A 22,519-nucleotide genomic window follows, 5' to 3' on the forward strand; every position below is an offset into this window, starting at 1 on the left:
AAATGATTAAACAATGAGGTCATTCATTATGTATAAAGTATTGTTCGGTTTTATATTTTTCAGCTTATTTACCCAAGCAGCAACGTTAACTAAAACGGTTCATGGTGAACTTGATGAAGTGCTTGATGGTTTTCACCAAGCAGCGAGTGAAGCTGATTTTGAAAAATACATGAGTTTACTCGCTAGAGATGCTATTTACCTCGGTACCGATAGTAGTGAACGTTGGAATAAAAATGAATTTTCTGCATTCGTAAAACCTTATTTTAGTCAGGGTAATGGCTGGTTATATAAACCAATTGAGCGAAATGTAACGGGAACACAGGCCAGTCATATTGTTTTTTTTGATGAGTTATTGGAAAATAAAAACTACGGCTTATGCCGAGGTACGGGCGTGTTAATTAACACGCCAAAAGGTTGGAAAATATTACAATATAATTTATCCATTGTCGTGCCCAATGCTATTGCCAAAGAAGTGGTTGAGTCAATTAAGACTCACCGATTAACCACTAATTAATGTTAGGTTAAACGTACTTGTTAGATGCTATTTGTAGCGGAGAAGAGTTAAATATGAGTGTTAGTATTATAGGTTGTGGCTGGTTAGGGCAAGCGTTAGCTAAGCATTTAATGACTAATAAAGTCGATATTATTGCCAGCTACCAATCAAAAAAAACGCATGAAAAGCTGATTGAACTTGATATACCTGCGGCAAAGCTCAGTTTGCCCCTTGAAGATGAAGTGTTGAGTTGTCAAAGCCTTGATGATATTGCGAATATTGATGTTCAGTTATTTCAAAAACGGGTACTGATTATTGCTATTCCCCCGCAATTGAAAAAAGGGCGTTTAGATTATCCATTGAAAATTCAACAGCTGATACACATGGCTGAACTGGGTAACACTGCGCACATTATTTTACTTAATTCGACTGCGATTTATAATGGCTTGTATGGGCGAGTTGATGAAACAAGTGAGCTGAATTTAAGCGCTGAAAAAGTTGAAACGTTAGTTGATGCAGAACAAGCGGCTAAAAAATTTACTAAAGGTTTAACTATCTTAAGGTTAGCAGGGCTCGTTGGGCCTAATCGACATCCAGGTAAGTTCTTGCAGGTAAAACGTGTATTCGAAAATGCTGGCGCACCCGTAAATTTAGTGCACCAAGTTGATGTTATACAAATTATAGAAAAGCTGATCGGTGATGATAATGTTCATATTAAGCCAAATATTTATAATGTGGTCAGTAATACCGATAGTAATCGCCAACAGTATTATCAGGTCGCTGCTGAATCATTAGGTTTGCCATTGCCACAATTCAGCTTTGAGCAGCAAAAAACTACCGGTAAAAAAATTATAGGTGAACGATTACGAAGTAAGTTGAATTATTCTTATAAGAAAGACGATTTGTTAACTTGGTTAAAAGAAGCTAGCCGCGCTCTATAAGAGTTAACGGCAATTGATAACATGTAAGGTTTAAGCACTATGGCGAAAAATGTAATTACCAAAACATTAAAAGCAATATATCAATATAAAATGGTGTTGTTGTTTTTTATCTTGTGGGCGCATGTTTCATTGTTAAATTTATTCTTTGTAAATTACAGCGGCCCGGTTTTTCTCTGGGAACAAAACTCACAATTATTGACTATACAAACACACTTTTTTATTGCGCTGATTACAACCGTATTTTTTTTATTAGTGACAAAATTACGCATGATAAATCGTCATAAAAAAGTAAAGATATCGGATAAGATTTGGTTGCTATGCTCTATACTTTTACTCGCTTCCATTACATTTTTGATTATTTAACCCACTAGCCTAGTGCCTTTAATGAAGTGACCCGCTCCAACGACTAATTTATTATTAGAATCAAAAATAAAAACCCGACAGTTTAACGTCGGGTTTTTATGTATACAATCAGCATTAACGAGTCATTAAACGATATTAAAGCTTGTTGTGAATACCTGCAGTTGATAACCATTGTTTAAAATCAAGTAAGTTTGCTGGCAGAATAACCTTAGTTGAAGGTTGGCTTAAGCCTTTCATTTGCTGTAAGTATTGCTCACTTAATTGCATATCTAAAGCTTGTTGACCACCCGGTTGTTCAATCGCTTCTGCCAACTTGCTAATAGAGTCACCAGTTGCTTGCGCTATCGCTAGTATTTCTGCTGCTTTACCTTCAGCAGAATTGATTCGGCGTTGTTTTTCACCTTCAGACAGGTTAATTAACTCTGTCATTTTACCTTCAGAGCGATTAATACGACTGGCTCTATCACCTAAACTTTTCGCTAAAATAGCACGACGTTCTCGTTCGGCATTCACTTGCATCTCCATAGCATTGCGAACGGTTACTGGCGGTGTGATATTTTTAATCTCGTAGCGATGCACTCTAATACCCCAACTTTCACCTGCTTTATCAAGTACCTCTACGACTTTAGCGCTAATAATGTCACGTTCTTCAAAAGTACGGTCTAGCTCTAAGGTGCCAATTACCGAGCGCGTTGTGGTTTGGGCAAGTTGCATGGCAGCGAAGCGATAGTCGGTAATACCGTAACTTGCTTTTACCGCATCAATGACTTGAATGTAAATAACACCATCGACTTCAACATTAACTTCATCCTTTGAAAAACATTCTTGAGGCGGTACTTCTATGGTTTCTTCTTTTAGATCTTGAATAAATGCCACACGATCAATAAAAGGTAATAGCAAGTGAAAGCCTGCTTCTAATGTGCAGCGATACTTACCTAAACGTTCAACAATATAAGCTGATTTGGTGGGTACTAAACAAATAGCTTGGAAAAACTTATAGGCAAGGTATAAAAAGATAAATGCCCAAACAGCTAATACGGCTAAATCGAGCGTATTTCCATCGAGTGCTATCATGATTTTGCTCCTTGAATATTTTGCGTTACTTTTTCCATGCCTTGGAAAAAACCTTCTAATTTAGCGACTTCACTTGGCACGATAGACACGTCAGCTGTTTTAAGAATATTGCCGGTTTGTGAGATAAATTGTTCTAATAAACGCATTTTTATCGCTTGGTCTCCGCTAGGTAAAGCCGCTGCTTTGGCAATTAAATTAATACCTTCTGCTGAAGCTTGAGTAAGAATAACTATTTCTTGTGCTCGACCGTGAGCTTCGTTGATTTGTTTTTGCTTGTCACCTTCTGACAGGTTTATTGCTTCTTGGCGTTCACCTTCAGATAAGTTGATAGTCGACTCTTTTTCCGCTTCCGCTAGCGTAATTTCAGCACGCTTTTGGCGTTCAGCTTCCATTTGCTTTTCTAATGTATGAATAACATTGACTGACGGTGTTATGTTACGCACTTCATAGCGTAAGACTTTAATCCCCCAAGGATCAGACGCCTTGTCAATTTCACGTACTATGGTTTCATTTAAGGTGTCGCGTTCAGAAAAGGTTTGACCCAAGTTTAATTTACCAATCTCAGAGCGCATCGTAGTTTGCGCTAAGTTAATGCTAGCACGACGATAATCTTCAATACCGTAACTGGCTCTTTCGCCGTCCATTACTTGAATATAAACCAATCCATCGACACTAATTTGCACGTTATCGCGTGAAATACAGCTCTGCGCTGGTATATCTAACACTTGCTCGCGGGTTTCGTGACGATAAGCTACGCGATCAACAAAGGGGATTAAAAAATGCAATCCTGGAGGCAAAACGGCGCGAAATTTTCCTAAACGCTCGATCACGCAAATTTCTTTCATTTGTACTACCAGTACAAGTTTTAAAACGATAAAGAGTAATGCTAGAAATACAAATGTAATAGTCGCTAACATAGGTATTCTCCTATTTTATTTAGTATTATTTGAATTGAATTAAATTGATTAATTTAGCGCGTGTTCTTTACTGGCTTCAACCACTAATGAAATGTTTTCTTTGCAAACGATGTCGGCTTGGCTGCCTGCTTCGATAATAGAGCCATCGCCTAACGCTGTCCAAGTTGTACCTTGATATTCAACTCTACCTGCACGTGTTCCTGGGCCTATTTGTTCAAGAACGAGTACGGATTTTCCGTAAATATCTACCTCTTCATAAATATTTTCAATGATAGTTTCACCAGGGAAGTATCGTTGGGTAATAAAGTACACAAGGATAAGTAGGAAGGTTGCAACGATAAACCATGTGGTTAGCGTTATTATCCAAGTATCAAGAATTTCTTGTTGTACGCCAACAGCGACTATTAATGACGCTATGCCTAAATTGAGTAAGATACCGCCGGGTACGAAAATCTCTAAACAGGCAAATAAAATAGCCAAGATAATCCAAGTTTCAAAAAATAGTATGTATTCCATTACCATCTCCAAGATATGAGTACTGTTAATCTAAAGTTAACAGCGATGCATTCAAAGTAACAAGTGCGACATATTATGTCAAGCTTGCTGATTCGTTTATCTTTGATGTTAAATAGCGAAAGCTTTACGCAGATTCACAAAACACCGTACTTTCTGTACATAAAAAAACCGGCTGATGCCGGTTTTTAGTTCGTTTGATAGGCGCTTAATTCAAAGTGTGGAAATTCATGCTTTGAAATTTAAGCAAATGCAGCTTACAGCGATAAGTTATCTAAAATATCATCTTCAACTAAGTTTGCTAAGGTAACTTTAAGTTTGGGTGTTCGTGCCATTTCGCGCTTAATGGCAAAGTTGGCTTCTTCATTACGTGCCCAACTACGACGAGCAATACCATTGTTAACGTCAAACAATAACATTGATTTTAATCGGCGTTCTGCCGCTTCGCTACCGTCAAGTAACATACCAAAACCACCGTTGACCACTTCACCCCAGCCTACGCCGCCGCCATTATGAATTGATACCCAAGTTGCGCCACGGAAACTATCACCAATAACATTGTGTATTGCCATATCAGCGGTAAATCGGCTACCGTCATAAATGTTTGATGTTTCACGAAACGGTGAATCAGTACCACTAACATCGTGATGATCACGACCAAGGACTACTGGACCAATTTCGCCATTGTTAATCGCATCATTAAAAGCTTTAGCGATTTCCATACGGCCTTGCGCATCAGCATAAAGAATACGAGCTTGTGAACCCACCACTAACTTGTTTTGTTTGGCGTCTTCAATCCAAGTGATATTGTCTTGCATTTGTTGCTGAATTTCTTCAGGTGACTCTTGCATGATTTTTTTCAATACACTGGCGGCAATGGCATCAGTTTTATCTAAATCTTCTGGTTTACCTGAAGCGCAAACCCAACGAAATGGCCCAAAACCATAATCGAAACACATGGGGCCTAAGATATCTTGCACGTATGATGGATATTTGAAATCAATGCCATTTTCTGCCATTACATCTCCGCCTGCGCGTGACGCTTCTAACAGAAAAGCATTACCGTAATCGAAGAAGTAAGTTCCACGTGCTGTGTGTTTGTTAACCGCATCAGCATGGCGTTTTAATGTAGATTGTACTTTTTCTTTGAATACTTCTGGCTCTTCGCGAATCAAACGGTTTGACTCTTCATAGCTTATATCAACTGGGTAATAACCGCCTGACCATGGGTTATGCAGTGATGTTTGGTCTGAGCCTAGATGAATGAAAATATCTTCTTCAAAAAAGCTTTCCCATACATCAACTATGTTACCAATATAAGCAATTGATACCACTTCTTCATTGGCTTGTGCTGCTTTTACACGTGTAACAAGTTCGCTCATGTTATCAATTAACTCATCAACCCAACCTTGTTGATGACGCTTAGTTGCCGCTTTTGCGTTAACTTCAGCGCATACAGTGACACAGTTTGCAATATTACCTGCTTTTGGCTGTGCGCCACTCATACCGCCTAATCCAGCCGTTAGGAAAATCTTACCTTTGGTCGTTTCATTTTTGTTATTACCTTTATTAAGCACCTTACGAAATGCGTTCATGACGGTAATGGTTGTGCCGTGTACTATGCCTTGTGGGCCAATATACATAAATGACCCCGCTGTCATTTGGCCATACTGAGTAACACCTAAGGCATTAAACTTTTCCCAATCATCAGGTTGAGAGTAGTTCGGGATCATCATACCATTGGTCACAACTACTCGTGGTGCATCTTCCGATGATGGAAATAAGCCCATCGGGTGACCAGAGTATAAATGTAAAGTTTGATCGCTTTCCATTTCACTTAAGTATTTCATGGTTAATAAATATTGTGCCCAGTTTTGGAACACCGCACCGTTACCACCATAAGTAATTAGCTCTTCAGGATGCTGTGCAACCGCTGGATCTAGGTTATTCTCAACCATCAACATAATAGCTGCAGCTTGCTGACATTTTGCTGGGTAGTCAGCAATTGAGCGTGATTTCATGTGATAGCTAGGCTTAAAGCGATACATATAAATACGGCCAAAGTCTTTTAGCTCTTGTGCAAATTCAGTTGCTAGCTCCTGATGCCACTCTTTTGGAAAATAGCGTAGGGCGTTTCTTACGGCTAATTGTTTTTCTGCTACGGAAAGAATGTCTTTACGCTTAGGTGCGCGGTTAGCGTCAATTGGGTAAGGCTTAGCTTCTGGTAATATAGCCGGAATGCCTTGCTTTACACTCTCTTTAAAAAGCGTTGACGCTTGAAGATTCATTGTTGTGTCCATTATTAAAGCTCCCTAATTATTCATCAAAGCTAACGGTAAATGCTTGTGATCGAACTAAGGCGATCATGGCATCAATATCAGGTTTTAACAGTCTATCTTCTTCTAGTTTCGCCACTTTCGCTCTTATCACAGCGAAGTTTTTCTCAATAATGTCTGAACATTTATTTGGGCGCCTAAACTCAATTGCTTGTGCAGCATACATAAGTTCAATCGCTATAATTTTTTCTAAGTTTCCTAAGATTTGGTTAAACTGTCGACTTGAAATGCTGCCCATAGATACGTGATCTTCTTGACCCATAGACGTAGGCACGCTATCAGCTGAAGGCGGAAAACAAAGCGATTTGTTTTCGGTGACTAATGCGGCTGTAGTGTATTGCGGGATCATCATGCCTGAATTCAAACCACCTGAAGCGGTAAGTAGGCGAGGTAAACCATGCAGACCTTCTAACAATAAATAGCAACGACGGTCAGAGATGTTACCCAGTTCTGCACTGGCAATCGAAGCATAATCAAGCACCATTGCTAAAGGCTGACCATGGAAGTTACCACCTGAAATAGCTTCTTCACTGCTGATAACTATAGGGTTATCAGTTACAGAATTCATTTCAATTTCAGCTAGGTCATTCAAATGGTTATAGGCGTTACGAGATGCGCCATGAACTTGTGGTATACATCTAAGCGAATAAGGGTCTTGCACACGATCACAGTTGGTGTGTGATGACATGTTTTCAGAACCAGTAAAAAACCTACGCATACGTGATGCTACTTCAACATTGCCAGGGAATGGACGAGTCGCGTGTAGCTCTTCTCTAAAAGGTGACTGACTACCTTGCATGCCTTCAATACTCATTGCACCGGTTAAGTCAGCTAAATTTAGCAAGTAACGCATCTTCGTTAAACCAGTAATAGCATGAGATAAAATAAACTGTGTGCCATTTATTAACGCCAAACCTTCTTTAGCGTGCAATTCCATTGGCATTAAACCGTGTTCTTTTAGTGCTTGTGCGGCTGGGATGATTTTATCAGCTTGGCCATCTTCACTCTGCCAGAACTCGCCTTCGCCAAGTAAAGGTAAAAATAGATGTGAAAGGGGGCTAAGTCACCTGATGCGCCAACCGAACCTTGTTCTGGTACGACAGGAATAAGGTCAAGTTCGATAAACGCCAACATTCTTTCAACAGTTTCTAGTCGAATACCTGAAAAACCTTTACTTAATGCGTGCACTTTAGTGATCAACATTAATTTTGAAATAGCTTTAGCTATTGGCTCACCAACACCAACAGCATGAGTGATCAATAAATTTGTTTGCAGTAAGTTGGTTTGAGCTGGTGTGATTTGAGTGTCGCATAATGGACCAAAACCGGTATTAATACCGTATACCGCTTTATCAGACGCGGCCATTTTTTCCACTCTTTGACGACTGATATTAATGTTATTTAAAGCTTCTTGGCAAAGTTCTGCTTTGATACTGCCGTTGGCAATACCATTAACAATATCAAGATCTAGATGGTCGATACCGTATTTAAATGTCATCTTAACGCTCCTAAACTAAAAAATTAAATGGCTACCTAAACGGTATTTATTACCAGGTGCCGTTAATATGGCTAAGCTGACAACACCTTGGCTCGACCAAGTACGACGCTTAACCTGTAAACAAGGGGTAGTATTGCTAATAGCCAATAATTGACTGATTTCATCTTTGGCTAACACCGCTTCAACTTCATGAGTTGCTTCAGTTAATGGTGCTTCAGATGATAAATATTCATGTGGTGTTATTTGAGTAAAATTTTGCTCAAGGTAATTTGGGATCAATTTTGGATTAACAAAACGTTGCTCTAATTGTATAGGCGCATTATTCTCAAAATGCAATACGCTCGAGTAGTAAGCGGTTTCGCCGGTTTTAAGGGCTAAAAGAATAGCGACCTCGTCATTAACTTCGACACTTTGTAAGGTTAACTGTTCAGCATGATACTGATGTCCGCGCTCTTGTATTTCATCGGCAATATTACGAATTTCTAATAGGGATGACTGTGACTTAAACGTAGCAACAAATGTACCTGAGCCTTGAGAACGCACCAATAAACCTTGTTCGGTAAGCTCTTGTAAAGCTCGACGTGCGGTCATTCGACTGACTGAAAACTGCTCGGCTAGTTCATTTTCTGAGGGAACTTTACTGTGTTCCTGCCAATCGCCAGATTCAATATTTTCACAAATATGTTGTTTAATAATATTATATTTTGCTGTTTTTACTTGTGTCATTGTCATGCCCAATACGTAATAATATGCAGAGTAAACTCTTACTTGTATATACAATCTCATTTTTTTAACTCAGGGTCAACACTTGTATATACAAGCTTGATTGTTAAAATACTATCAGTTAGAGTATTAACCAGAAATATCACCCGCTAACCCTTGTGACCTCACTCATTACAAATGAACGTTGGCCTTCAACAGGTAATCTGGAATTCTTATGTCAATAAACACTACTGCATGGCAAACCCTTTGGACTAATGTCAATTTAGCTACCATGACCGAGGGAGCTAAAGGCTATGGCGCTATTGAAAATGGTGCTATAGCAATTGCTAATGGAAAAATAGCTTGGCTAGGCACTGAAGCTCAATTGCCAGATTTCGATTTTAATACCGTTAAAGTTATTGACGGTGGCGGCACTTGGTTAACACCTGGCTTGGTCGACTGTCATACGCACATTGTTTATGGTGGTAATCGTGCAAATGAATTTGAAATGCGCCTAGAAGGAAAAAGTTATCAAGAAATAGCTAATGCCGGCGGTGGTATTATTTCTACCGTTAAAGCAACACGTGCTGCCAGTGAAGAAGCGTTATTCAAAAGTGCATTAAAACGTTTAAAAGCATTACATCAGCAAGGTGTCACCAGTATTGAAATTAAATCGGGTTATGGTTTAGATACTGACAACGAAATTAAAATGTTAAAGGTAGCAAAACGTTTAGGTGAAACACTGCCGGTGACTGTGTTAAAAACTTTTCTAGGCGCACACGCACTGCCAACTGAATACAAAGACCGAGCCGATGAATATATCGATTTAGTTTGCGAAGAGATGATCCCTAAAATTTCGGCCAGTAAACTCGTCGATGCAGTTGACGTGTTTTGTGAGGGAATTGGCTTTAACTTAGCGCAAACCGAAAAAGTTTTTGCCGCTGCAAAAGCGCATCACTTACCTGTTAAAGTACATGCTGAACAATTATCAAATCTTGGTGGTACTGAATTAGCGGCTAAATATCAGGCATTGTCTTCTGATCACATAGAGTTTTTAGATGAAGCGGGTGTAAAAGCAATGAAATCGGCTGATATGACTGCGGTTTTGTTACCGGGTGCTTTCTATTTTCTACGCGAAACCCAATTACCGCCAATGGAGCTATTACGTAAGCACAAGGTAAGTATGGCTATTGCAACAGATGCAAATCCAGGTTCATCACCTATTAACTCCATTCAACTTATGCTGAATATGGCTTGTACACTGTTTAGATTAACGCCTGCTGAGGCATTGGCAGGTGTTACTTGTCATGGTGCTAAAGCGTTAGGGTTGTCAGGAAAAAAAGGGCAGTTAGCCGTTGGTTATGATGCTGATATTGCTTGTTGGGATATCGAGCAGCCTGCTGAATTATGTTATCAGTTTGGTGTCAATCCGTTGGTCAACTTAATACAGGCAGGAAAAGTAGTTATTTAATTGTTATTACAAAAGCTTAGCAGAGCTTAAACCTTGTTGCTGTACAAAAGCTGGCGAATTGATTAGTCTTAGTCAATGTTGTTGGTTTGGGTTTTGTTATGGCTAGCTATAATACTTCGCGTCTTGTTATGCTTTATTTGTTTGCTACCTTTTTAAGCTTAGGATTTATTCCGTTTGAGGCTCATGCTTCAAGTGAGTCTTTCACCTTTATTGAGTTTAATATTGCCTTTGTTTTAGGACTTAGTCTGCCGGTATTACTGATTGTTTTTATTATTAAGCCAAAACCTACCATTAAAAAGCGTTTACCTGTATTACTCACTTTAGCGTTGCTTGGCTTACTTTATTCTTTAAGTTTTTTTCCGAAAAATCATTTATACCTCAGCCTGATCTTTAGCGGTTTATTGTTCCAAATAATCAGTTATTGGTCATGTAATTATCCCGTTATAGATAAAGCTTCAGCTATCAGTTTTAAATTGAAAAATAGTCTTTTTATCGCGCTTTTTTCGATATTCATACTTTTACTTTGGACAGACTTTATCAGCATTTCAATGGCCTGGCTGATATTGGCAAGCCTACAAATTATTCTCACTCTGAGTTATGTTTGGTTATCACGGCAGACCAGTCGTGAAGTCAATGTTCGTTCAATATCTTTGTTGACCATTAATGTCGCCTTTGCCACAGGCGTTTATTTTTGGCTAGCAGGAAGCCTATCATTAAACTTACTTGTCGGGATGAGTGTTATTGCCTACTTGTTAGCCATGGCGAACGGCTGTTGGCATATTGTTACTACCCTTATTACCAGAGAAAATGAGCAGCAGATACTGGCAACAATGCCTCAAGCTCAAATATCTTATGATCCAACAACAAACTTGCCTAACTACCAATATGCTTTATCTTTATTTGAGCACAGCATTGCCATCAATGACTCTGCTCGCTATGCGGTTATTATCTGTAAACCAATAGACTTTCAGCAAATAAATTCGGTGTTAGGCCATCATAATTCCGATATTTTACTGTTACAGTTGGCGTATAGTCTTCAACAGTCGATTGTTAATAATACTGAATTACTTAATTTTTCAACACAAGAGTCACCGGTTAGGATTGCTCGCCTGCAAGGTCTGCACTTTTTACTCGTAATAGATGTATCTCAAACTAAGCACAATGAAAACGTTATCATTGAGCAGCTTTGTAAAGACCTCGCTCTGGCGGTTCCTGGTCCTATGAGTTTTAAAAGTTTTTCGTCGTATTTTAAACTCGCTTTTGGTGTTGCGTTTCTAGGGAAAGATAGCCTAAACGTTACTGAAGTTATTGCTTATGCAGAAGATGCTTTATTACAAGCTGAAAAAGAACAGCAGCTAGTGAGCTTTTTTAATCAAGACATTGCTCTTTTTAATCAACAACAGTTACATAAAATGGAACAACTTAAGCTGGCGATTGAACAAAAAAGTTTACAATGGCACCTTCAACCTCAAGTAAAAGTTCAAAGCAAGCAGTTAATAAGTTTCGAAATGCAGGTTAATTGGCAGCGCCAAGATAACGAATTACTCAGTTTAGATGAAATGCTGTTGATTGCAGACCAAAGTGGCGATACGTATGCGCTGAGTTTGCAGATAATTAATCAAGCTTTTAAAGCACTTGTAGAACTTCAGCACTTAAATCTTGCTATTCCTGTTGCGATTAAGTTGTCTGATCAGAGTTTACTTGAGCCTGATCTGGTTGATTATATTGAGCAACAGAGTAAAGCTCATGGTATAGATTGCCAGTTACTTACCGTTGAGGTTCAAGAAGCGATTCTTTTGATGTCTTCACCTCAAGCTAAAGCAAGTATTGATCAACTTAAGTCACTCGGCATTAGCATTGTGATTGACCAGTTTTCAGGGAGTTATGAAGCGTTGCGTTATATTCGTCGTATGGCGGTTAATGGTATTAAAATAGATTGCTATTCATTGGCTACTGTAACGGCGGGCTCTTCAGATAAGGCCATTATTAATGCGTTAATAACGCTGACGCGTAAAATGAATTTACCCTTAATTGGTACGAATATTAATGCTATTGCTGTTGAAGAAATGTTTATTGCGATGGGTGGTGAGTTTGGTCAAGGGCAAAGATATAGTTCAGGAATAACGCTAGAAGAATTGCCACCTTGGTTAACTGCATGGCATAAGCAATACCCTGATCAAGCCTAGCTAGGCTTGATGTTGTTAGGGTTAGTTTATTAATCTATGTCTAAGGGCTCAGGTGATAAAATAACCCCAGTGTTGTCGGCATAAATATGGTCGTCAGGCAAAAAAGTAACCCCTGCGAAGTTTATAGCGAGGTCGCTTTCACCGATATTACTGGTACTTGCACCTACGGGAATAGACAGTAATCCCTGAATGCCAATATCAATATCTTCTAAAGCGTCTACATCTCTAACACTGCCAAAGCAGATTATGCCTTCCCAGTTGTTTTTTGCTGCTTGTTCAGCAATATTAATATCAATAAGTGCTCTGCGCGTTGAACCACCGCCATCAATAACCAATACTTTGCCAGTACCGTCAGTGTCTACCACTTCGGCAATTAAGCCATTATTTTCGAAGCACTTTATTGTCACAACCTTGCCGCCAAAAGAGCTCCTGCCGCCGTAATTACTAAATACGGGTTCAAGAACATCGATTAAATCAGTGTAAATATCACATAGCTCTGAAGTGTTGTATTCCATGTTAAGTATTCCTAATAATGTTTATTCTTAACTAGTATAACGGCTGAATACATAGGCACAACCGATAAGCTGTTATTGATAGTAAAAATAGTGAAAGTGTTGCTAACTTGTAATTCATTAAAAAACATTATTTAATAGCCATTATTATCTATTATTAATAGTTGCATTTATGGCTGTTCGGGAATTTGCCCATAGCTTAATCTATTCCACAGAAACTCTTATTTTTAGCATTCTTGCTTTACTTCTCCTCGCTTATTATCGAGGTTTTGGACGTACCTATGTTAAATATTGGCTATTTAGTTTAACCGCCTTAGCTGTAAACCAACTATCTCTCGCTTTAGAAAGTACTTTGAGCCAACAAAACATTGGCAGTCTCATTGATACATCGCTAGCGTTAATAAGACAAATAAGTCAATATTTTCACTTCTTATTCTTGATGTTGGGTATTTACAGCGCGACAAAAAAAGCTCCAATTAACCCTCGAGTGCTTATTATTGGTGTGCTCGTTGTGATAACTCTCAGTTGCATCGCTGTTCTGCCTTATGGCTTTGATAGTGCAAATGTTTTTAATCGCTTTTATCTACGTGAAAGTTTAGCTGCATTTATTTTTGGTTGTGGATTTATTGTTGCAGCATGCTATTTATACTCCTCTGATGTAGAACATTTTTCTGGAAAAATTTTATTAGTTTACTGTGTGCTTGTTGGCATTCGATATTTAGCCTTTTCATTTACTTCTATTATTTCATTAACCGAAGACTGGTTTAGGCATTTAACTGAATGGTTGATTTATGTTGACCTAGGCATTCATACAACATTAGGTTTTATTATACTTATATGGATGCAAGGCGCAGAAAGAAATATCGCGGACACAGCTATTAATCGCGCTAAATATTTAGATGAGCACGATGCGCTAACTGGCGCATTAAACCGTGAACAGGTACTCGAAAAATTAACACACGAAATGCAAACTGCTGGCGAGAACGGAGATAAACTTTGTGTTTACTTACTTGATCTCAAGAGATTTAAATTCGTTAATGATACTTATGGCTTAAAAGTTGGTGATTTAATTCTGGGTGAAACTGCCCGCAGGTTAACGCAAAGCCTATTGCAACCTAAAGTTGTAGGGCGCTTGAGCGGCGACTCATTCATGTATGTTATTAACTACAGTACTGAGCGCCAGCAGTTGACAGCTGAAGAGCATCTGCACGCTTTAATTGCTCACCCTTATCAAATTGAGCAACATGAGGTGCACTTACAATGCAGTATTGGTTATTGTGAATTTCCTACTGACGCCGATAATGCTGATGAGCTACTGCAAAAGTCTAACCTAGCGCTTTTTCAAGCTGAAAGCCTTAATATTCGAACTGTTAAATATGAATCAGGTATGCAGTCACACGGTCGACATTTGATGGCAATGGAAAAAGAAATTCGCCAAGCTATAGCAAATGAAGAGCTGATTTTACATTTTCAACCACAATTAAATTTGAAGCAAAACCGTTTAGAAGCCGCCGAAGTATTAGTTCGTTGGCAACACCCTGAAAAGGGGGTGTTAGCACCAGGGCAGTTTTTTGCTGATATTGAAGCGCTTAATTTATTTAGTGAGTTAGATAATTATGTGCTTGAAAAAACCTGTCAAACAATTGAAAAATGGTATAAAAAATATAATCGACGAGTCCCTTTAGCCATAAATATTACGGCAGATGAGTTTCAAAACTCTAACTTTATTCGAAATATTCAAACTCTCCTTAAAAAATATGCTATTCCGCCTATTTATCTTGAATTAGAAATTACAGAGAATGTGGTTATAACGGATATTGAGTTAGTAATGAAAACCATAATAGAGTTACAAAATATGGGCATTAAAGTGTCGATTGATGATTTTGGTACAGGATACTCATCATTGGCATATTTAAGAAGGTTACCGATTGATAAAATAAAAATTGATCGGAGCTTTATTCAAGAAGTTGCTTCTAACGATTCAGACTTAACCATAGTGAAAACTATGATTGAACTTTCACATGGCTTAGGTAAGCGTGTTCTGGCAGAAGGCGTTGAGACAAAAGAGCAATTACAATTATTGCGTAATATTGGCTGTGATGCGGTTCAGGGCTATTTTATTAGCAAACCAATAAGTGAAGAAGCGTTTACTAAATACTTTAGACGGAAATAACTCAGCATGAATTTAGTGACGATATATGATGCTATTAATTGCATCATATAGCTGATGTTATTTAACTTCTTTAATCTCTATCATTGCCTCTCGGCTATTACTTACGGTACTTGTACTGGCAAGGTAACGCTGCCAACGTTGTTGATATTCAGCCGCTAATAGTAATAAATAATCGTCGTGATATATATTGCTGTGTCCATCATCAAAAATGAACCGGTAGCCATACTTGCCTACCGATTCAATTTCTACTAACTGTACTTGTTTCTTATGATAGACCTTAGGTATTTCGCCTGTGGCTTTACCTTTGTCGTCAGTTGGAGCAAACACACGTAAATATTCGATATTCAAATCAATAGTTTTATGGCTTTCTTGTTTATCATTTTCAAAAAAAACAGATAAAACCGATGCAGCCTTATTGATAATGAAGCGGCTTATATTACTCATGTTTAACTCCTGATACTAACCGCTAATTATAAAATAAAGCGGCTAAGATCTTCATCTTTAATTAAATCAGATAAGATATTAGCAACAAAATCAGCATCGATGAGGATCGTTTCACCTGCACGGTCATTCGCGGTAAACGAAAGCTCTTCTATTAAGCGCTCCATCATAGTATGTAAGCGACGCGCACCAATATTTTCAGTACTTTCGTTTACTTGCCATGCTGCATTCGCAATAGCTTGAATACCATCTTTGCTAAATGAAATATCAACGCCTTCAGTCGCTAACAAGGCAATATATTGCTCGGTCAGTGAAGCGTTAGGTTCGGTTAATATCCTGACAAAATCATCAGTGGTTAACGCTTTTAATTCAACACGAATCGGCAATCGGCCTTGTAGCTCTGGGATCAAGTCAGATGGCTTTGACATTTGAAAGGCGCCTGAAGCAATAAAGAGGATGTGGTCAGTTTTAACCATGCCATGTTTAGTGCTAACGGTAGAGCCTTCAATTAATGGTAGTAAGTCACGTTGCACACCTTCTCTTGAAACATCAGGGCCTGAGCTGTCACCGCGTTTACAAATTTTATCTATTTCATCAATAAATACGATGCCGTTTTGTTCAACTTGATATATCGCTTTTTCTTTGATGTCGTCTTGGTTAACAATTTTTGCGGCTTCTTCTTCTTGTAAAGCCTTAAAAGCGTCTTTGATTTTTAACTTACGCTTTTTTGTTTTTTCACTCGACATGTTTTGGAACATGCTTTGCAACTGCGAGGTCATGTCTTCCATGCCTGGAGGTGCCATGATTTCAACACCCATTTGAGCGGCAGCTAAATCAAGTTCAATTTCTTTATCGTCAAGTTGGCCTTCACGTAATTTTTTACGAAATACTTGGCGAGTAGAGCTATTATCTGGCTGTTCGTCATTACCAAAGCCATCACGTGCTGATGGTAATAAAACATCTAATATACGCTCTTCAGCAGCTTCTTCGGCTAAGTGCTTAACACGCGTCATTTCTTGTTCTTTGGTCATTTTAATAGCCATGTCAGCAAGGTCGCGAATTATCGTTTCAACCTCTTTACCAACATAACCTACTTCTGTGAACTTAGTCGCTTCAACTTTAATAAAAGGGGCGTTGGCTAACTTGGCTAAACGTCTAGCAATTTCTGTTTTGCCGACACCTGTAGGGCCAATCATCAGAATGTTTTTAGGGGTAACTTCATCGCGCAACTCTTCATTAAGTTGCATTCTACGCCAGCGGTTTCTTAGCGCTATTGCGACGGCACGTTTGGCATCCGCTTGACCAACAATGTGGCTATCGAGTTCGTGAACTATTTCACGTGGTGTCATATTCGACATATTAATTCCTTACAATTGGCGGTTAAAGTTCATCAATCACGTGTTGCTGATTGGTAAATACACAAATGTCACCGGCAATTTTTAATGATTTTTCAACAATTTCTTTCGCAGAAAGTTCGGTGTTTTCTAGTAGTGCTGTTGCAGCCGATTGTGCAAAGTTACCACCACTACCGATAGCAATAAGATCATGCTCAGGTTGCACTACATCGCCATTACCTGTGATGATCAGCGAGGCTGTTTCATCGGCAACCGCTAACAAAGCTTCAAGTTTGCGCAGTGCACGATCGCTGCGCCAATCTTTTGCAAGCTCAACCGCCGCTTTCGTTAAATGGCCTTGGTGCATTTCTAACTTGCTTTCAAAACGTTCAAATAAAGTAAAGGCATCAGCTGTGCCGCCAGCAAAACCGGCCAGTACTTTGCCATTGTATAAGCGGCGTACTTTACGCGCATTGCCTTTCATTACAGTGTTGCCAAGGGAAACTTGACCATCACCACCTATGGCAACTTTGCCATTACGTCTGACAGAAACAATAGTAGTCACAATTAACCTCTTACATATTACCAACTGAGATAGTCGGCTTGTCTAATGTAGATTAGATAAGGGGTAGCTTGAGCTTTTTCAAGGGAGCAGCGATGATTAATAACCAGCGAGTAGTTTAATCGCTTGTTCGCTAGCCGTTTTAAGTGGCTAGTTAGATGTTAATACGCTTAGTTTTTAAGGTCGCTTGATGAAGGTATATTATAAGATTGATTTGTTGGCATAAATGCCTAATTACACTTGCCTGAATGTATATATTATATTGAGGTATGAGCAGCCAAAGATTATCAGCTGCACAGGAGGTATTCATATTGGTAGATTGTTAAGCTTTATTAATCCCAGCCCCATATTTTACAGCCATGTACTGAGTTATTTTTTAATTTGTGTTTATCTTTTTCTGCTTCACGCTTCTTCGTATAAGGACCTAAGTAAACTTTATACCAGACCGATGAGGTGCCCGTTGCTTTACTCACTTGCGCCTCTAAACCTGTAAAAGCGATTTTTGCTTTTAATGATTCAGCTTGTTTACGAGTTCTAAACGAACCACATTGCATTTTATAAGGACCTCTTTGGGTAACTTCATATTCACCCACTTCAACTTGTTTGCTTTTTAGGTCGTCAACGTATGTCCATTTTTCTTCCGGAAGTTCAGGAAGTTCTGCTGCTTTTTTCTTAGCCTTAATGACTTTAGGTTCAATAACGGTTTCAGGTTGTTTGTCTTTAATACTCCACAACATATAGCTAAAGCTAGGTATAGCGATAATGAGAAATGCTGTAATTAATTTCAATTTCGTCGAAAGTCCCTGAGGCGGTTGCTCATTTTTTTTATAAGGACTTTGCTTTTTATTTTTTGCTCGCGAGCGGGAAACGTAATCTTGATGTGCCATGGAAAATAAATACCTGAAGACTTTCGCCAATTCTAACCAACTGGTAAAGAAATAACACCCATTGAGTTGATTAACTTGTAAATAAACTTTTCTCAGACTTAGCGAATTACCAACTCAAGTCGACTGGATCGATATCAATTGACCATCTCACTTTTGATTGCCATTCATTATTTGCACTTTGATGAATAAGTTTAAAGACCGCCTGATGCAGTTGTTTTCTTGATTTTGCTTGCAAAATTAAGTGAAAACGAAATTTACCGGCCTTTTTTTCCATTGCTGCAGGAACAGGACCCGCAAACTGACAGCCTTCAAAAGGCATTTCTGTCATGGCGCGTAAAAACTTTTCTGGATAAGAAGGGTAGTTAGCGTCGGCGCGAAATAAAGCTTGAAAACTAAATGGTGGTAATAAGGCTTGTTGGCGCTCTATCAATGCTTGTTTAGCAAAATGTTGATAACCATTGTTGACTAAATCTTGTAATAAAGGATGTTCAGGGAAATTACTTTGCACCATTACTCGACCCGGTTTACTTGCTCTACCGGCTCGTCCTGATACCTGAACAAGTAATTGCGCCATATGCTCTGCTGCGCGAAAGTCATAACTAAAAAGTGCACCGTCTACATCAAGTACCGCTACTAAGGTGACATCTGGAAAATGATGACCTTTGGCTAACATTTGCGTACCAATTAACAGTTGGTGTTCTTTATTACTCACTTCGGTTAAGAGCTTAGCTAATGCGCCTTTTTTACGCGTGCTATCCCGGTCGATTCTTACGGTAGAGTAATCAGGAAAAAGGCTGCTAATTTTTTCTTCTAATTGCTCTGTACCTTGGCCAATTGGTTTAATACGTACGCTTCCACAGCTTGGGCATTGAGGAGGTATGCGCTTTTGGCTGCCACAATGATGGCAAATGAGTAATCCTTGCCCTTGATGAAGCGTGTAAGGTTTGTTGCAACGCTGACAATCTGCTACCCAATGGCATTCTTGACAATTAATTGCTGGAGCATAACCCCGACGATTAAGAAAAATTAAGGCTTGCTCGCCACGGGCAAGGGTGTTTTTAATGGCTTGCTTTAAGGTGCCAGAAAGCCCATGTTCCATTTGTTGCTGTGCAACATCGATAAGGGTTATTTTAGCCGTTGAGGCATTACCAGCACGCTTGCGCAATTGATGATAATGGTATTTTCCCGTTAAGGCATTTTGTAGCGATTCAAAACTTGGTGTTGCTGTGCCTAATATAATAGGGATATCAAGTTGTCTGGCTCTTAGTATGGCAATGTCGCGAGCATGATAGCGAAAACTGTCTTGTTGTTTGAATGAGGCGTCGTGCTCTTCATCAACAATAATAAGACCTAGATCATGTAGCGGTGTGAATATAGCTGAACGTGTACCAATTACAATCGCTGCTGTACCGCGCTGAGCTTCTAACCAAGTTTGTAAACGCTCTTTATCGTTTAACCCCGAGTGATGCAAGCTAATAGGTACATTAAAACGTTGTTCGAAACGGCTTAGGGTTTGTGGTGTAAGCCCTATTTCAGGCACTAAGACTAGCACTTGCTGACTTTTTGCTAATATTTGTTCAATAGCCTGTAAATATACTTCTGTTTTACCACTGCCGGTTATACCGTCGACTAAGTGACAAGAAAACTGCGATTGCATTTCTTTTACGGTAGCAACAATAATGGCTTGCTCGGGGATAATGCGAGCTTATTTTCTTGTTGTAATGCTTGATCTTGCCACTTAAATTGAGAAACTGTTCGGGTTTTACTGTAAATAAATTGTTTTTTCTCTAAAGCGTTGAGCTGTACTTTATTAAAGCCAAGCGTTAATAACTCTGACCATGTCATGCCATGGTGTTGCTTAAGCATAGTTAATAATTCAGCTTGTTTGGGTGAGCGTTTAGCTGTGGTTGCTTGCTCTTCATTACTTAAGTCTGATTTTGTTAACCAAATTTGGGGTAATTCAACGTCAGGTTGCTTTATTTGTCTCAACAGCACGGGTAATGCTTGTTGGAATACATCACCAATCGGGTGATGGTAATAGTCGCTACAGCGCTGAATGAAATTGAGTAGTGTGGGTGAAAAATTAAAGCTATCACTGACTCTACTCAATACAGACTTTATTTTTTCTGGCGCATATTCTGTGCTTTCATCTATCGACAAAACTATGGCGATCACTTGGCGAGAGCCAAAAGGCACAATTACTCGTTCACCTAATGTGATAGTTTTAGTATTTAATTCGGCAGGTACTTTGTAAGTAAACAACTGGCGCATAGGCACCGGTATTGCAACTTGCACATAAATGTCTGTAGAAGGTATTGCCAAAAATACTGCCATATTGAAACCAAATGTTGTGCTTATTCTACTGCTAAATGACGCAATGCCAAGCTACAAAATGAAGCTATTTTTGTTTTAATGTAATAATGTTAAAAAGTGCCTACTTTTTTAGCGATTTTTATTGCTATAGCGATAATGATCCTATAACATTCGCCTCCATTATTTTTAACTCGTATGGTGCTTGGCAGCAATAATGACTGATCAAGTGGCGATACGGCCTTAACAGAGGTTTCCCATGAAAGACGGTATTCATCCAAATTATGTAGAGTTCAAGGCAACTTGTTCTTGTGGTAACGTTATTACAACTCGTTCAACTGTAGGTAAAGACTTACATTTAGACGTATGTTCAGAATGTCACCCATTCTACACTGGTAAGCAAAAAGCTGCTGAGACTGGTGGTCGTGTTGATAAATTCAACAAGCGTTTTGGTGCTCTTAGCAAGAAGTAATTCTGCTAATATACCAGATGAAAAAAGCACCTTTGGTGCTTTTTTTTTGCCAAAAATTAACTTTCCTACCTGCTAATAATATGCTCATATTTATGAGTATGATTGTATTTTTAATGCATCACCGCACTCGCTTTTGTTTTTAGTTATTTTATTTTTACTTTTTTTTAAACCCTTTTGCGGCATACTGCATCTAACTTAATAATGATGAAATACGTCGAGAATTTACTTTTTGGATAAGTTGAAAATTATTGATGCCAATGAATGTTTTAGCCCAGATCTGGAGCCGCAATGGATCGCGCAAGCTCAGCAAGGAGATCAGCAAGCATTTCATCATCTCTATAAAAACTACCACCGGCGTATTTATGCGTTGTGTTGGCGTATGCTAGCCGACAAAGACAGCGCTGAAGATGTTTGTCAGGAAGTTTTTGTACAATTGTGGCAAAAAATCAGTAATTTTCGTGGTGAAAGTAAGTTTTCAACTTGGTTACATAGTGTCGCCACAAATATTGTTTTAGGACATATTCGTAAAAATAAAAGCTGGATACAACGTATTTTTAGTATTGAAGATCAAACTATTGAAGTTGCTACAGTTGAAATGCCAGATTGTTCAAACTTAGATAAAAAAATTCAAACACTACCTGAAAGAGCACGACTGGTTTTTGTTTTATTTGCTATTGAGGGTTATCGTCATGAAGAAATTGCCAATATGTTAGGCATGGCGGTAGGCACAAGTAAAGCCCAATACCATAGAGCTAGAGGCTTATTACGCGAGTCGTTAAGTGAGTAAATGATGAAAGAAACGATGAATGTTAATAAAAATACGGAACAACGCTTACAAGAAGCGATTGCACAGCTTCCCAAAGAAATAACGCCTGAGCGTGATTTATGGTCTGGTATCGACAAAGCAATTAACCAAAAAGTAACCACAACAAATAATCATAGCAAGCGCAAAACCTTTATGCCTGTTGCATGGGCCGCTTCTCTAGTTGCTGCGGTATTGCTCACTTGGGTTACAATAAGCCCTGAGCCTTTGACAAGTATGCCATCGGTAAACTTAGTTGCTGCAATGCAACAAGACTTTGAACAACAAAAACAAAGTATGTTGGTGAGTTTTGGTACACCAGATATTAGGCAGTTGCCGGTGGCAATGCAGGCCGAATTAGTTAAGCTAAGCTCTGCGCAAAAAACGATTAGCAAAGCCTTAGCAGATGATCCTAATAATAGTGATTTATTAAATTTATTACGTTGGACACAGCAGCAAGAGTTAGATTTGCTGACACAATTATATAGCCCCCAGTGGCAAAAAATTTAGTCGTTATTAGACTCGATATAAGA

20 protein-coding genes and 1 pseudogene are annotated in these 22,519 nt (G+C 38.8%); 8 read left to right on the forward strand and 13 right to left on the reverse strand.

The window, feature by feature from the left end:
* The first annotated feature begins 28 nt into the window (after nt 1–28).
* The gene (locus DBO93_RS01890) at nt 29–514 is read left to right on the forward strand and encodes a nuclear transport factor 2 family protein (RefSeq protein ID WP_162533698.1); all 486 of its coding nucleotides are present in this window, start codon (nt 29–31) and stop codon (nt 512–514) included.
* Nucleotides 515–567: 53 nt separating this feature from the next.
* Entirely contained in the window at nt 568–1,434 is an 867-nt protein-coding gene (locus DBO93_RS01895) for an SDR family NAD(P)-dependent oxidoreductase (RefSeq protein ID WP_162533699.1), read from the forward strand.
* Between the two features lie 498 nt (nt 1,435–1,932).
* Here DBO93_RS01895 and DBO93_RS01905 read toward each other — a convergent pair whose 3' ends face one another.
* From DBO93_RS01905 to hutC, 6 genes and pseudogenes are all read right to left on the reverse strand, one after another.
* Complete coding sequence (locus DBO93_RS01905) at nt 1,933–2,871, reverse strand: slipin family protein (protein WP_108454820.1); 939 nt, start codon at nt 2,869–2,871, stop codon at nt 1,933–1,935.
* The gene (locus DBO93_RS01910; protein ID WP_108454821.1) at nt 2,868–3,788 is read right to left on the reverse strand and encodes a stomatin-like protein; all 921 of its coding nucleotides are present in this window, start codon (nt 3,786–3,788) and stop codon (nt 2,868–2,870) included. The genes DBO93_RS01905 and DBO93_RS01910 overlap by 4 nt, the downstream gene beginning before the upstream one ends.
* A gap of 48 nt (nt 3,789–3,836) precedes the next feature.
* Nucleotides 3,837–4,304, reverse strand: a complete 468-nt coding sequence (locus tag DBO93_RS01915; protein ID WP_162533700.1) for an NfeD family protein — start codon at nt 4,302–4,304, stop codon at nt 3,837–3,839.
* A 254-nt stretch (nt 4,305–4,558) separates the two neighbouring features.
* On the reverse strand, nt 4,559–6,601 hold the full coding sequence (locus tag DBO93_RS01920) for a urocanate hydratase (RefSeq protein ID WP_182255730.1): 2,043 nt from the start codon (nt 6,599–6,601) through the stop codon (nt 4,559–4,561).
* 16 nt (nt 6,602–6,617) lie between these two features.
* A pseudogene (gene hutH / locus DBO93_RS01925) lies at nt 6,618–8,134 on the reverse strand (histidine ammonia-lyase).
* Nucleotides 8,135–8,149: 15 nt separating this feature from the next.
* A complete protein-coding gene (gene hutC / locus DBO93_RS01930; RefSeq protein WP_108454823.1) occupies nt 8,150–8,860 on the reverse strand; it encodes a histidine utilization repressor in 711 nt (236 codons plus the stop codon).
* Nucleotides 8,861–9,071: 211 nt separating this feature from the next.
* Here hutC and hutI point away from each other — a divergent pair, with 211 nt between their 5' ends.
* Both hutI and DBO93_RS01940 read left to right on the forward strand, forming a co-directional pair.
* Nucleotides 9,072–10,307, forward strand: a complete 1,236-nt coding sequence (gene hutI, locus DBO93_RS01935) for an imidazolonepropionase (protein ID WP_108454824.1) — start codon at nt 9,072–9,074, stop codon at nt 10,305–10,307.
* Between the two features lie 98 nt (nt 10,308–10,405).
* A complete protein-coding gene (locus DBO93_RS01940; protein WP_108454825.1) occupies nt 10,406–12,493 on the forward strand; it encodes a bifunctional diguanylate cyclase/phosphodiesterase in 2,088 nt (695 codons plus the stop codon).
* Nucleotides 12,494–12,522: 29 nt separating this feature from the next.
* Here DBO93_RS01940 and rraA read toward each other — a convergent pair whose 3' ends face one another.
* The gene (gene rraA, locus DBO93_RS01945) at nt 12,523–13,008 is read right to left on the reverse strand and encodes a ribonuclease E activity regulator RraA (RefSeq protein WP_108454826.1); all 486 of its coding nucleotides are present in this window, start codon (nt 13,006–13,008) and stop codon (nt 12,523–12,525) included.
* A gap of 169 nt (nt 13,009–13,177) precedes the next feature.
* On the opposite strand from rraA, the gene DBO93_RS01950 reads away from it, so the two are divergent.
* Entirely contained in the window at nt 13,178–15,178 is a 2,001-nt protein-coding gene (locus DBO93_RS01950) for a GGDEF and EAL domain-containing protein (protein WP_108454827.1), read from the forward strand.
* A 57-nt stretch (nt 15,179–15,235) separates the two neighbouring features.
* On the opposite strand, the gene DBO93_RS01955 is transcribed toward DBO93_RS01950, so the two are convergent.
* From DBO93_RS01955 to DBO93_RS18855, 6 genes are all read right to left on the reverse strand, one after another.
* Nucleotides 15,236–15,622, reverse strand: a complete 387-nt coding sequence (locus tag DBO93_RS01955; protein WP_108454828.1) for a gamma-butyrobetaine hydroxylase-like domain-containing protein — start codon at nt 15,620–15,622, stop codon at nt 15,236–15,238.
* Nucleotides 15,623–15,648: 26 nt separating this feature from the next.
* A complete protein-coding gene (gene hslU / locus DBO93_RS01960) occupies nt 15,649–16,977 on the reverse strand; it encodes an HslU--HslV peptidase ATPase subunit (RefSeq protein WP_108454829.1) in 1,329 nt (442 codons plus the stop codon).
* Between the two features lie 22 nt (nt 16,978–16,999).
* Entirely contained in the window at nt 17,000–17,518 is a 519-nt protein-coding gene (gene hslV / locus DBO93_RS01965; protein WP_085306175.1) for an ATP-dependent protease subunit HslV, read from the reverse strand.
* Between the two features lie 329 nt (nt 17,519–17,847).
* The gene (locus tag DBO93_RS01970) at nt 17,848–18,303 is read right to left on the reverse strand and encodes an SPOR domain-containing protein (protein WP_239059072.1); all 456 of its coding nucleotides are present in this window, start codon (nt 18,301–18,303) and stop codon (nt 17,848–17,850) included.
* Between the two features lie 205 nt (nt 18,304–18,508).
* Entirely contained in the window at nt 18,509–20,059 is a 1,551-nt protein-coding gene (locus DBO93_RS01975; protein ID WP_239059073.1) for a primosomal protein N', read from the reverse strand.
* A 5-nt stretch (nt 20,060–20,064) separates the two neighbouring features.
* Nucleotides 20,065–20,736 carry a hypothetical protein gene (locus tag DBO93_RS18855; RefSeq protein ID WP_239059074.1) on the reverse strand — a complete coding sequence of 224 codons (672 nt, stop codon included), beginning with the start codon at nt 20,734–20,736 and terminating at the stop codon, nt 20,065–20,067.
* A gap of 235 nt (nt 20,737–20,971) precedes the next feature.
* Between DBO93_RS18855 and rpmE the strand changes: the two genes are divergently transcribed.
* From rpmE to DBO93_RS01990, 3 genes are all read left to right on the forward strand, one after another.
* Nucleotides 20,972–21,184, forward strand: coding sequence for a 50S ribosomal protein L31 (gene rpmE, locus DBO93_RS01980; RefSeq protein ID WP_077286181.1), 213 nt, complete (start codon nt 20,972–20,974; stop codon nt 21,182–21,184).
* Nucleotides 21,185–21,422: 238 nt separating this feature from the next.
* Entirely contained in the window at nt 21,423–21,971 is a 549-nt protein-coding gene (locus tag DBO93_RS01985; RefSeq protein ID WP_108454831.1) for an RNA polymerase sigma factor, read from the forward strand.
* Nucleotides 21,972–22,496, forward strand: coding sequence for a hypothetical protein (locus DBO93_RS01990; protein ID WP_239059075.1), 525 nt, complete (start codon nt 21,972–21,974; stop codon nt 22,494–22,496).
* Nucleotides 22,497–22,519 lie beyond the last annotated feature (23 nt).

Source organism: Colwellia sp. Arc7-D, from assembly GCF_003061515.1.
Classification (GTDB): domain Bacteria; phylum Pseudomonadota; class Gammaproteobacteria; order Enterobacterales; family Alteromonadaceae; genus Cognaticolwellia.

What these genes read in the sequence shown, in the direction of transcription:
- DBO93_RS01890 (WP_162533698.1), top strand. Translation starts at nt 29, where the DNA reads ATGTATAAAGTATTGTTCGGTTTTATATTTTTCAGCTTATTTACCCAA.
- DBO93_RS01895 (WP_162533699.1), top strand. Translation starts at nt 568, where the DNA reads ATGAGTGTTAGTATTATAGGTTGTGGCTGGTTAGGGCAAGCGTTAGCT.
- DBO93_RS01905 (WP_108454820.1), bottom strand. Translation starts at nt 2,871, where the DNA reads ATGATAGCACTCGATGGAAATACGCTCGATTTAGCCGTATTAGCTGTT.
- DBO93_RS01910 (WP_108454821.1), bottom strand. Translation starts at nt 3,788, where the DNA reads ATGTTAGCGACTATTACATTTGTATTTCTAGCATTACTCTTTATCGTT.
- DBO93_RS01915 (WP_162533700.1), bottom strand. Translation starts at nt 4,304, where the DNA reads ATGGAATACATACTATTTTTTGAAACTTGGATTATCTTGGCTATTTTA.
- DBO93_RS01920 (WP_182255730.1), bottom strand. Translation starts at nt 6,601, where the DNA reads ATGGACACAACAATGAATCTTCAAGCGTCAACGCTTTTTAAAGAGAGT.
- hutC (WP_108454823.1), bottom strand. Translation starts at nt 8,860, where the DNA reads ATGACACAAGTAAAAACAGCAAAATATAATATTATTAAACAACATATT.
- hutI (WP_108454824.1), top strand. Translation starts at nt 9,072, where the DNA reads ATGTCAATAAACACTACTGCATGGCAAACCCTTTGGACTAATGTCAAT.
- DBO93_RS01940 (WP_108454825.1), top strand. Translation starts at nt 10,406, where the DNA reads ATGGCTAGCTATAATACTTCGCGTCTTGTTATGCTTTATTTGTTTGCT.
- rraA (WP_108454826.1), bottom strand. Translation starts at nt 13,008, where the DNA reads ATGGAATACAACACTTCAGAGCTATGTGATATTTACACTGATTTAATC.
- DBO93_RS01950 (WP_108454827.1), top strand. Translation starts at nt 13,178, where the DNA reads ATGGCTGTTCGGGAATTTGCCCATAGCTTAATCTATTCCACAGAAACT.
- DBO93_RS01955 (WP_108454828.1), bottom strand. Translation starts at nt 15,622, where the DNA reads ATGAGTAATATAAGCCGCTTCATTATCAATAAGGCTGCATCGGTTTTA.
- hslU (WP_108454829.1), bottom strand. Translation starts at nt 16,977, where the DNA reads ATGTCGAATATGACACCACGTGAAATAGTTCACGAACTCGATAGCCAC.
- DBO93_RS01975 (WP_239059073.1), bottom strand. Translation starts at nt 20,059, where the DNA reads ATGCAATCGCAGTTTTCTTGTCACTTAGTCGACGGTATAACCGGCAGT.
- DBO93_RS18855 (WP_239059074.1), bottom strand. Translation starts at nt 20,736, where the DNA reads ATGGCAGTATTTTTGGCAATACCTTCTACAGACATTTATGTGCAAGTT.
- rpmE (WP_077286181.1), top strand. Translation starts at nt 20,972, where the DNA reads ATGAAAGACGGTATTCATCCAAATTATGTAGAGTTCAAGGCAACTTGT.
- DBO93_RS01990 (WP_239059075.1), top strand. Translation starts at nt 21,972, where the DNA reads ATGATGAAAGAAACGATGAATGTTAATAAAAATACGGAACAACGCTTA.